General features: G+C 71.5%; 9 protein-coding genes. 3 read left to right on the top strand and 6 right to left on the bottom strand.

The genetic code is table 11. From position 1 onward, the window contains the following. From VFN12_RS13600 to VFN12_RS13590, 3 genes are all read right to left on the bottom strand, one after another. Positions 1-682: NADH-quinone oxidoreductase subunit C (locus VFN12_RS13600; RefSeq protein ID WP_325119255.1), on the bottom strand; the 682-nt coding region annotated here is incomplete at its 3' end. Then, positions 679-1,233 carry an NADH-quinone oxidoreductase subunit B family protein gene (locus tag VFN12_RS13595; RefSeq protein ID WP_325119254.1) on the bottom strand — a complete coding sequence of 185 codons (555 nt, stop codon included), beginning with the start codon at positions 1,231-1,233 and terminating at the stop codon, positions 679-681. The genes VFN12_RS13600 and VFN12_RS13595, both read right to left, overlap by 4 nt. Before the next feature lie 90 nt (positions 1,234-1,323). Further along, a complete protein-coding gene (locus tag VFN12_RS13590) occupies positions 1,324-1,683 on the bottom strand; it encodes an NADH-quinone oxidoreductase subunit A (protein ID WP_325119253.1) in 360 nt (119 codons plus the stop codon). A gap of 253 nt (positions 1,684-1,936) precedes the next feature. Between VFN12_RS13590 and VFN12_RS13585 the strand changes: the two genes are divergently transcribed. From VFN12_RS13585 to VFN12_RS13575, 3 genes are all read left to right on the top strand, one after another. After that, a complete protein-coding gene (locus VFN12_RS13585; protein ID WP_325119252.1) occupies positions 1,937-2,497 on the top strand; it encodes a hypothetical protein in 561 nt (186 codons plus the stop codon). A gap of 306 nt (positions 2,498-2,803) precedes the next feature. Further along, positions 2,804-3,241 (top strand): hypothetical protein, encoded by a 438-nt coding sequence (locus tag VFN12_RS13580; RefSeq protein WP_325119251.1) that lies wholly within the window; start codon positions 2,804-2,806, stop codon positions 3,239-3,241. A gap of 135 nt (positions 3,242-3,376) precedes the next feature. Continuing rightward, positions 3,377-5,125, top strand: a complete 1,749-nt coding sequence (locus VFN12_RS13575; protein ID WP_325119250.1) for a patatin-like phospholipase family protein — start codon at positions 3,377-3,379, stop codon at positions 5,123-5,125. A gap of 72 nt (positions 5,126-5,197) precedes the next feature. Here VFN12_RS13575 and VFN12_RS13570 read toward each other — a convergent pair whose 3' ends face one another. The 3 genes from VFN12_RS13570 to VFN12_RS13560 all read right to left on the bottom strand — a co-directional run. Continuing rightward, a complete protein-coding gene (locus VFN12_RS13570) occupies positions 5,198-5,422 on the bottom strand; it encodes a hypothetical protein (protein WP_325119249.1) in 225 nt (74 codons plus the stop codon). A gap of 124 nt (positions 5,423-5,546) precedes the next feature. Continuing rightward, positions 5,547-9,335 carry a tetratricopeptide repeat protein gene (locus tag VFN12_RS13565; protein ID WP_325119248.1) on the bottom strand — a complete coding sequence of 1,263 codons (3,789 nt, stop codon included), beginning with the start codon at positions 9,333-9,335 and terminating at the stop codon, positions 5,547-5,549. A 38-nt stretch (positions 9,336-9,373) separates the two neighbouring features. Continuing rightward, on the bottom strand, positions 9,374-10,308 hold a 935-nt coding region (locus VFN12_RS13560), incomplete at its 5' end, for a Calx-beta domain-containing protein (protein WP_325119247.1).

The following is a 10,308-nucleotide window of genomic DNA, read 5'->3' as shown; positions in this document are numbered from 1 at the left end:
CGGGGATGCCGCCCAGCGGGTAGTCCTTCCGCTGGGGGTGGCCCGGCCAGTCGTCGGGCATGAGGATCCGGGTCAGCGCAGGGTGACCGTCGAAGACGATCCCGAACATGTCGAAGGTCTCGCGCTCGTGCCAGTCGTTGGTCGGGTAGACCGCGACCAGGCTCGGGACGTGCGGGTCGCTGTCGGGCGCCGCGACCTCCAGCCGGATCCGTCGGTTGTGGGTCATCGACAGCAGGTGGTAGACGGCGTGCAGCTCGCGGCCGCGGTCGTCGGGGTAGTGCACGCCGCTGACGCCGGCACAGAACTCGAACCGCAGCTTCTCGTCGTCGCGGAGCAGCCGGGCGACGGCCACCAGGTCCTCGCGCCGGACGTGGAACGTGATCTCGCCGCGGTGGATCACCACTCGCTCGACCGCGTGCTGGAGCCCGTCGTCGCCCAGCCGCGCCTCGAGGGCGTCGGCCACCTCGTCGAACCAGCCGCCGAAGGGACGCTGGCTGGTGGCCGGGAAGACGATCGGGTCGACCAGGCCGCCGTACCCGCTGGTGTCGCCGGATCCGCTCGTCCCGAACATGCCGCGACGCACCCCGACGGAGCTCTCAGTGGTGGTTCCGGCACGGACGACGTCCTGGGTGCGGGTGCCCCGCTCCTTGTCGCTCCCCTGCTCCCTCTGCTCGTCGGTCACCTCAGGAGACCTCTCATCTCGGAGGTGGGCGGGGCGGCGAGGGCGGCGGTCTCGCGCTCGACGATCTGGTCGCGACGGTTGCTGCCGAGCTTGCCGGTCTTGACCTGGTCGTGGAGCTTGAGGATGGCGTCGATCAGCATCTCGGGCCGCGGCGGGCAGCCGGGGAGGTACATGTCGACGGGTACGACGTGGTCGACGCCCTGGACGATCGCGTAGTTGTTGAACATGCCGCCGCTGCTGGCGCAGACCCCCATCGCCAGCACCCACTTCGGCTCGGGCATCTGGTCGTAGATCTGGCGCAGGACCGGCGCCATCTTCTGGCTGACCCGGCCGGCGACGATCATCAGGTCGGCCTGGCGGGGGCTGGCGCGGAAGACCTCCATGCCGAACCGGGCGAGGTCGTACTTGGGGCCACCGCTGGTCATCATCTCGATCGCGCAGCAGGCGAGGCCGAACGTGGCCGGCCAGAAGCTGGCCTTGCGCATGTAGCCGGCGACGCCCTCGACGGTCGTCAGCAGGACGCCGCTGGGGAGCTTCTCTTCAATACCCACGTCAGTCCTCGCTTCGCTCCGGGCTGACGCGGGGCCCGGGGACAGCAGCATTGAATTGGTCGCTCACTGCGTTCGCTCCCATGTCAGACCTCAGTCCCAGTCCAGTCCGCCGCGACGCCACACGTAGGCGTAGGCGACGAACACGGTCGCGATGAAGATGACCATCTCCGCGAGCCCGAAGAAGGCCATCTGATCGAAGTTCACGGCCCACGGGTAGAGGAAGATGATCTCGATGTCGAAGACGATGAACATCATCGCGGTGATGTAGTACTTCACCGGGAAGCGTCCGCCCCCGACCGGCTGCGGCGTGGGCTCGATGCCGCACTCGTAGGAGTCGACCTTGGCCCGGTTGTAGCGCTTGGGCCCGACGACGGCGCTCATGATCACCGAGAACACGGCGAACCCGGCGGCGAGGAGGCCGAGCACCAGGACCGGTGTGTAGAGCTCCATCGGCGCGCTTCCTTCCGTCTCGTACCGCCCGGTTGTGACCTTGTGAACAGGTTCACTAAGTGGCGCAAGGCACAGTCTAGGGGGCCCCGGACCCCGGCGCACCCCGGGGTCGGGGCCGGATCGGCCCCCGGTCGAGCGAGAAGTGTCGGCAACCGGCCGCAGAGTGTGTCGGCCCGCGGACAGAGCGCTGCGCGGATCCGCAGCAGCATGGTGCCACCGGGGCAGAGAGCCCCCAACAGCCACAGGAGTCGTGATGAACGAGCAGCCCAACACCAACATGAACACCACCGACAGCGCGGAGGCCCTCGGCCCCAAGCGGCGCTTCCCGAGAATGAGCAAGGCCCTGATGGTGCTGGCGGCCGTCGCGCTGACCCTGGTCAGCTTCGCCGCGCCTGCCGAGGCAGCCAGCACGGTGCAGCCGGCGAACTGCAACTACAACTACAACACCGGCATCAAGTCGGTGGTGGTGCGTGCTCCGCACATCTGGTCCAACAACGGCACCACCCAGTCGGTCCGCTTCCGCTCCTACCTGCGCAAGTGGAACGGTTCCGCATGGGTCGTCCCCTCCGGGGCGATCGGTCAGTGGCACCAGGGAACCGCGACGCCCAACACGGCATACGTCGGCCCGGCGGGCACCTGGACGACGAAGTCGGTGTACGGGGCCGGCTACTACAGCGTCGGCATCCAGGTGCAGTACTACAACGGGGCCTGGGGCGGTCAGACCACCCAGATCGTGGGTACGTACTACCAGAACACCTACCACTCAGGGGCCTGGCACTTCGAGGGCACGGTCGGGTACTGCACCCAGTTCTGAACAAACGCCGGCCAACCCGAAGCACCCCCACCCGCGCGCCACGCGCAGGTGGGGGTGCTTCGACGTCACTGCCGTCTGCACGGCGTGACCGAGACGGGCACGCGGCCCCTCCCGAGGGGCCGCTGCCGCGATGGTCGCGTCCGGGGGTGGTTGGTCATGTAAAGGCCACCGTCGTCAGCACCCGGCGCCGCGAGAGTCGTCAGGACGACGTGGGAACTGTCGGCAGGCGAACGGAGCGAAGCGCCGAATCCCGGTGGAATCAGGACATCGGCAGATCGCCGGCACAACCGAACGAAAGGCCCTCCCATGTTCCTCACCCGCACCCTCAAGGCCGTTGCAGCTCTCGTCGTCGTCCTGGTCGGCACCCTCGGCCTCGCCGCGCCGGCGCAGGCGTTCTCCACCGACGACTACTACGAGACGCGCGCCTACCACAACGCCGGCCAGCCGGTCCTGGCCATGCTCGACTACGTCGGCACGACGCGCGTCGACGTGCGGATGTACCTCTCCGACCGACCGGGCGACGCGTACTGCTCGGCCGGATACGCGCGGCTCTACAACGCCGGCTGGCAGCAGCTCGGCAACACCATCACGATCGGCTCGGTGTGTGCCGGCCGCACCGCGTGGACGCCCGACAAGGTGATCACCACCGGTGCAGGTGAGATCGCCTACGTCCAGGTGAGCTTCGACAACGGCCAGGGTGCCTTCTGCATCCGGGCCTACGACGGCGGAGAGGCCTGCCGCTGATCTCCCAGCAGAGGAGCCGCTCTCGAGGGGTCGTGCCCAGTCACCCGGTGACGTGGGCACGACCCCTTCGGTGCGTCACCTCCCCCCTTCCAGGGCGCAGGCATCGCCTCGTGAGGTCCAGTACCGTCTGCAGGTGTGACCGAGACGGGTACCGGCGGCCCGGACGACCCGGCAGCCGACCGCCGGGTCCCCCACGACGACCGAGAAGGTGTGCTCGCTCAGCTGCCGGAGCCGACCCGGCAAGCGCTCCTCTCGAAGGCGACTCCCGTCCGGTTCGCGGCCGGTGAGTGGCTGTTCCGTCAGGGCGAACCGGGTGATGCGATGTACGTGCTCACGTCGGGCTCGCTCGACGTCGTGCTCGAGGACCCCGCTCCTCCCACCGTCGTGCGCACTCTGCGCCGCGGGGCCACGCTCGGTGAGATCTCGATGCTGACCGAGTCGCCTCGATCCGCTTCGGTGCGTGCGCGGCGGGACAGCAACCTGCTCCGCGTCGGGCACAGCGACATGGCCGAGTTGCTCGGCGCGCACCCGTCTTTCGCGCTGGCACTCACCCGGGCCCTCGGTCGGCAGATCCAGCGGGGGCCCTTGAAGAGCGCGCCCCGGAGAGGGGCGCCGGAGGTGATCGCGATCGCCCCCGCCCACCGCGGCGTCGAGGTGCACGAGCTCCGGAACGCGCTCCACACGGCCCTCGGGCTCTCAGGGGCGGCCTGCTGGCTCGATGCAGACCGTGCTGGCGGAGACCGGGCGTCCCAGGCTGCGGACGAGCTCGTGACCGGGTACGGCGAGCTGCTCGACCGGCACGAACGGGACCACGACCACGTCGTGCTGGTGGCCGGGGAGGTGGCCGGCAGCTCGCCCTGGGACAGGTTCTGCCTCCGTCAGGCGGACCGGCTGGTCGCCGTCGCCCACTCCGACCACCTGCCACCGGAGGGCGAGGCCCGGTCGGCACTGTCCGGGTGCGACCTGGTCTTCGTGGACTCCCGGCCCGGATCGGCCGGACTGGCGAGGTGGCTGGCGGAGATCCAGCCACGCACGTGGCACATCGCCGGGAGCAGTGGCGACCTGGAGCGCGCGGTGCGCAGGCTGACCGGCCGATCGGTGGGCGTCGTGCTGTCCGGGGGCGGGGCGCGCGGGCTGGCCCACATCGGCGTGCTCGAGGTACTGGCAGGGTCGGGCGTGGAGGTCGACCGGGTCGGCGGCTGCAGCATGGGCAGCTTCCTGGGGGCGTTGCATGCCCTCGGCTGCAGTGCGGAGGAGATGACGCAGGTCTGTCGACGTGAGCTCGTCGAGCGCAGGGCCTTCAACGACTACACGGTGCCGCTGGTCTCGCTCATCCGGGCGAGAAAGGCCGAGGCGATGCTGCGCAGGGTCTTCGGCGACCACACCGTCGAAGAGCTGGGCCGCCCCTTCTTCTGTGTCAGCGCCGACCTGGTCACGGGCCAGGTCGTGCACCACGACCGCGGCCGGCTGTGGCGCGCCGTGGGCGCCAGCATGTCGCTGCCCGGGCTGTGTCCTCCTGTCGAGGCGGACGGGCAGCTCCTCGTCGACGGTGGGGTCCTGAACAACCTCCCCGTCGACCTCATGCCGGTGGCCGAGGGGCCGGTCGTCGCGGTCGACGTGATGGTCCGCGCACTTCGCGGACGGCCGGGAACCACGAGGCGAGCCGGCACGCGGCCGCCGCCCCGCATCGTCGAGACACTGGCGCGCACCACTGTTCTCGGCAGCTGCGGGCTCGCGGAGCAGAACCGCCGGCTGGCGGACCTCGTCATCGCTCCCGACGTGACCGGCATACCCATGTTCGGCTTCGACCGGTTGGACCGGGCCGTTGCGGCAGGACGTGCGGCCGCCCGGAGAGCGTTGCAGGACCACGACGTCCTCGGTTGAGAGTCGCCCTCCGTGGCAGGCCCGCGGCGCCGCGGCCCCGTGGTGGAGCAGAGACGTCGGTCGACCCCGCGCTCAGCGGTCGTGGGTGCGCCCGGCGCGACCGCGGTCACCCGGGAGGATCGGCCGCCCGGTCCCGAGGGCATGGCCCTCCACGTCGTCGTCCTCCGGGAGCATGGCCTTGCCGCGGACAGCATGACCTTCCGGGTCGTCGCCCTCGGGGGGCAACGCCTTGCCGGAGCCGTCATGACCCTCGACGTCGTCGAACATGTCCTCGCTGGGCTGGAACCTGTTGGGCATGTCGTCCTCCGTGTGTGCGGCGTCCTGGCTGACAAGCAGTTTCGCATTGGTGAGCGCCTGGCTGTGTCGGATCCCTGACACACGCAGCAGCATTTTGCCGGAGCGAAGCACTCCGGGGCGGCACTCAGGTCCAGGGAACCTGCGGGTAGCGGTAGGGGTCACGGATCTCGAGGCGCTTCCAGATCTCGTCGCGCCGCGCCAGCAGCTCACGAGCGGGCTCGCGGCGCTGCAGCCGCGCCAGCCCCGCCAGCAGGTCGAGCAGCAGGCTCTCCTCGTGCACGACCCCCGCCGCGACAGCACCCTCCAGCGCCTGCGTCGCGATCTCCGACGCTCCGGCGACATCGTCATCGCCCGCGGTGGCGACCGCGAGGTAGCGCCGCGCCGTCAACGGCAGCACGGCGCCCACCTCGATCTGCGACAGCGACTCCACCATGGTCGCCGCGGTGCGGGTGGCCAGCGGATCCTGCGTGATCAACGCGAGCTCGACCTTCCGCACCCGGGCGTCCGCCGCGAACACGGTGGAGCCCATCCCGTCGAGACTCGTCGTCGCCTCGTCCAGCAGCGTCCCGGCCGCGTCGACCTCCCCGGACCGGGCAGCCACCCGCCCCAGTGCACTCGCCGTGCAGGCCACGCCCCAGGCGTGACCGGCCGCACGAAAGACCCGGCGAGCATCTTCGAAGACCTCGCGAGCACCCTCGAGGTCCCCCTGCTCGCAGAGGATCTCGCCGACGTTGTTGGCAGCGATCGCGGCGCCCAACACGTCCCCCGCCCTCCGATAGACCTCCTGTGACTCCTCGTAGCGGCGTCGGGCACCGGCCCAGTCGTCGGACTCCCAGAGGGTGACGCCGATGTTGCCCAACAGGCAGGCGAGGTCGCGGTCCTCGTCCAGCCCGTCGAAGGCCGCCAGCGCCTCGAGGCCGAGGTCGAAGCGCTGCGGCCAGCCGGCCTCGCTGGCGATCATCTCGAGCCGCAGCAGCGCCCTGGCCCGGTCGGCGCGACCCGGGAGGTCGTCCGCGCCGGGAACCGCCGCGGCGACGCGGGCTGCCACGTCGTACGCCTGACGGAGGCGACCCTGGCGGTGCAGCACGCTGCTGCGCCGCAGCAGCAGCGCCGCCTGGACCCGCTCCGCCTCCGAGGAGTCCGGGAGAAGCTGTCGCTCCGCGCGCGTCAGCTTCCCGAGTGCGGCCCGGTAGCGTCCCTGGCGTTCCTGGACGGTCCCCTGCTTGACCAGGCGACGAGCGACCTCGATCTGCGGGCCGACGCGGGCCGCGGCGCGGAACGCCTCATCTGCCTTGTCGTACAGCCCCACCAGCTCGGCCGTGTCGCCCAGCTGCTCGCGCACTGCCGCGATCCGGCCCATCGACACCCCGGCGCGGCGTCCCGCCTCCAGCGCGCGTTCGTAGAGGGGTACGGCGTCGTGCAGCGCGCCCTCGTCGCGCGCCTGCCGGGCGGCACGGCAGCCCCACTCCCACGCCTCGGCGAACCTGCCTGCCTCGTGGAGATGGACGGCGATCGTCGGCACCCCCGCCGTTCCCAGGTCCGGGTCGCGCGAACCGGCGAGGAGGTGGTCGGCCCAGGCGCCGTGCAGGACGCGCCGGCGCCGCACGGCCAGCCCGCCGTACGCCGACTGTCGGTAGAGCTCGTGACGGAAGTGGAGGGACGCCGCCGAACCCGCGGCCTCGTCGACAACCAGGAAGTCCGCGAGCTCCTCCCACGCTGCTGGACGGCTCAGTGACGGGTCCCCCAACGCTGCTGCCACGTCGCTCAGTCGTTGCCCCGCACCTCCGACGGACACCTCGCGGAGCAGGCCTCGGCGAGCCGGGCCGAGAGCGTCGATGCGCGCCGCGATCACCTCCTCCGCGGAGACCGGGAGCTCGCCCGCGCCGGTGGGGCGGAAGGACACCAGCTCGCGCAGGAAGAGCGGGTTCCCGCCCGTGTCGCCGACGAGACGTTGGAGCTCGGAGTCCGAGAGGGCCACGTCGCCGGAGACCATCAGCGCGAGGCGCCGGGCGTGCTCCTGGTCGAGGGGCGCGAGCGTGATGGTCTCCCAGTCCACGGCCGACTCCAGGCGGGCGCCGGGGTCGTCGCGGGCGGCCGCGAGCAGGCCGATGCCCCCCGGAGCGGCCCTTCGAGCCACCGTGTCGAGCAGCCCCGCGGTCGACCGGTCCAGCCACTGGACGTCCTCGGCGACGAGCAGCAGCGGCCGGGGGTGCGCCTTGCGCAGCAGCTCGGTCAGCAGCGCGTGGCGTCGTGCGTCGACGAACTGCTCGTCGATCTCGGCCACAGCGTCGTCGACCGGGAGGTCGAGGCCCAGCGGCAGGTTGAGCAACGACAGCAGCTCGGGCCGCGCGGTGAGCGGGGCCAGCCTCGCCTCGGCCTCGACGTCGTCGTCCGACAGCTCGAGCAGCTCACGCAGGGGCGCACGGGCTGCGGCGTAGGGGCTGTCGCCGTCGAACACCGTGCCGGCGACGTGGACGACGTCGATCCCCTCGGCACGGGCGAGGGCTTCGGCCTCCTCGACCAGCCGCGACTTCCCGACGCCCGGCTCACCGACCAGGGCCAGCCGCAGCGGCGCGGCGCCGTGGCCGGCGGTGGCCGAGATCAGCGCGCGCAGCCGCGAGAGCTCGCGGTCGCGCCCGACCAGCGGCAGGTCGTGGGTACGACGGCTCACGGCCATGCCCACCCGCGGCCCCAGGGCACCCGCGCGCACCGGCTTGCGCCGCCCACGCACGGAGAACGGCTCCAGCCACCGCACCTCGTGGTTGCGCTCGCTGTGGTCGTAGAGGTCCTCGGTGACGAGGGCCTGCCCCGGGCACGCGCGATGCATGAGCCGCGCGGCCAGGTTGGTGGCGTCGCCGATGATCGCGAAGGTACGTCGCTCCGGATGGCCGACGTCGGCTGCGAACACGCGGCCGGCGTGCGCTCCGATCCGGACGTCGTGGTGGGGGCAGCGATCCAGGACCAGCCGGCAGGCCCGCTGCAGCCGCTCCTCGTCGTCCTCGCGCGCGACCGGCGCTCCGGCGAACAGGAGGAACACCGATCCGTCGGCCATCACGTCCGTCGCGGTCCAGGTCACCCCGGTCGCGGCCACCGCCTCGTCGACCGCCGCGGCCACCTCGCCGACCCGGGCGACGGCGGCGGCCGGCCCCTTCCGCTCCAGGAGCGCATCGAGCCCCGTCACCCCGATGAAGGCGACCGCCGAACGGCGGTGCTCTCCGACGACCTGCCCCGCGGTCTCGAGCGATCGCACGTCTGGCGGCACGAAGCACTCGGCGCCCTCCCCGGAGGGCAGTGTCCTCGTGGCCGGCACCTCGCCCGGCCAGGTGGTGATGCGCCACGCCCCCGGGCCGGCAGGAGTGACGTGGTCGTCGCCCAGTGCTCCCGCGGTCTCCGCGTCGACGAGCACCTGGCCACTGCGGGCCTGCTTCTCGAGAGTCTCGACGCGGGTGGCGACGGGCCCGATCGTGAGCAGCTCGCGGTGGTCCTGGCCGACGACGGTCAGGAGCAGGTCACCCGAGGCGACGGCCGCCGACATCCGGAGCCGGACGGCGCCGGCCGGCGTCTCCTCGGCCGGACGCTCGGCGAGCCGACGCTGCATCGCACGACCCGCCGTGACCGCGCGCGGCGCGTGGTCGGGACCCTCGAACCACACCAGCAGCGCGTCGCCCCCGAACTGCAGCACGTCACCGCCCCGGGCGTGGATCTCCTCGATGATCGTCCCGAAGACGTCGTTGAGCACGGTGTTGAGGTGCTCCGCGCCGGTGATCTCGGAGCGAGCCAGCCGTTCGGAGAGCCCGGTGAAGCCGGACAGGTCGACCTTCAGCAGGCTCCCGGTCGCCCACACCCAGTCCCTGCCCGCGGCGCGGCCGTCCCAGGCGGTGGCGGTCGCGGCGGCGTACGCACGCAGGGTCACACCGCCCAAGGGTGCCACCGGTGAGCGCGCAGTCGCCACTAAGCGACGGGCGGATCGTGGTCGACGACGATCACGCGACCCGGGGACGCCGCTTCGACGGCATCGCGGCTGATGCGGGTGATGACCACCCGGAACCACTCGGTCTGCTCTGCCTGACCGTCGCCCTGCACCTTGACCTGCACGGTCCTCGCCTTGCTGACCTTGACCGACTTCCGCGGGACCGAGACGAAGTCGCGGCCGGCAGTCGCGGTCCCGCCGCCTGTCCTCCACTCGAGGGTGAAGGTGCGTTGCGGCTTGCGGGAGACCATCAGGGGCACGGCGCAGGTCGTGATCGTTCCCGCGTCTCCCTCCTCGACGGGGACGGGGCAGTTGCCGAACGCCACCCGGAGCCGGCCGTCGTCGTCGTCGAGGATGGTGCCCTCGGCCGAGCGCTCGCCCATAGCCAGCCCGTTGGTTGGTGCCGTGAGCTGCAGGGTCAGGTTCTCGTCCGGTTCCACACCCCCGCTACCCCGCACGGCCACGGGCACCGTCTTGTGGGTATCTCCCGCCGCGAACGTCAGCGTGTCGCTGTCGGCGGTGAAGTCAGCTGGTGCCGTCGCTGTGCCCGGCACCGTCTCCCAGCCCACGGTCATCTCCCGGGGTGCGGGCCGGGAGAGCGTCACATAGAACTCCATCTTGCGGGCGGCCCCCGCTGGGCCCTCGAACATGGCCACGGGATGCACCGACACGGTGACGCTCTCGTCATCGACGATGGTCAGAGTTCCCTGTGCCGCAGGGTCTCCCGTAACGCCTACCTCGTTGGCTGTGACGATGACGGTCTCGTCCGACTCGGGGTCGCTGTCGCCGACGATGGGCACGCTGACCGTGGCGGTTCGAACGTCCGGTGCGAACGAGACGACGCCGCTGCTCGCGGCGTAGTCATCGCCCGCTGTCGCGGTGCCGTCCAGGGTCTGCCAGGCGACGTCGATCGTCC

This window comes from Nocardioides sp. (assembly GCF_035703625.1).
Lineage (GTDB): Bacteria > Actinomycetota > Actinomycetes > Propionibacteriales > Nocardioidaceae > Nocardioides.
This window is presented reverse-complemented; position numbering and strand designations above follow the sequence as displayed.

Excerpts from the sequence above, each read along its gene's own strand:
- VFN12_RS13580 (WP_325119251.1), top strand. The coding sequence starts at position 2,804 with ATGTTCCTCACCCGCACCCTCAAGGCCGTTGCAGCTCTCGTCGTCGTC.
- VFN12_RS13590 (WP_325119253.1), bottom strand. The coding sequence starts at position 1,683 with ATGGAGCTCTACACACCGGTCCTGGTGCTCGGCCTCCTCGCCGCCGGG.
- VFN12_RS13570 (WP_325119249.1), bottom strand. The coding sequence starts at position 5,422 with ATGCCCAACAGGTTCCAGCCCAGCGAGGACATGTTCGACGACGTCGAG.
- VFN12_RS13585 (WP_325119252.1), top strand. The coding sequence starts at position 1,937 with ATGAACGAGCAGCCCAACACCAACATGAACACCACCGACAGCGCGGAG.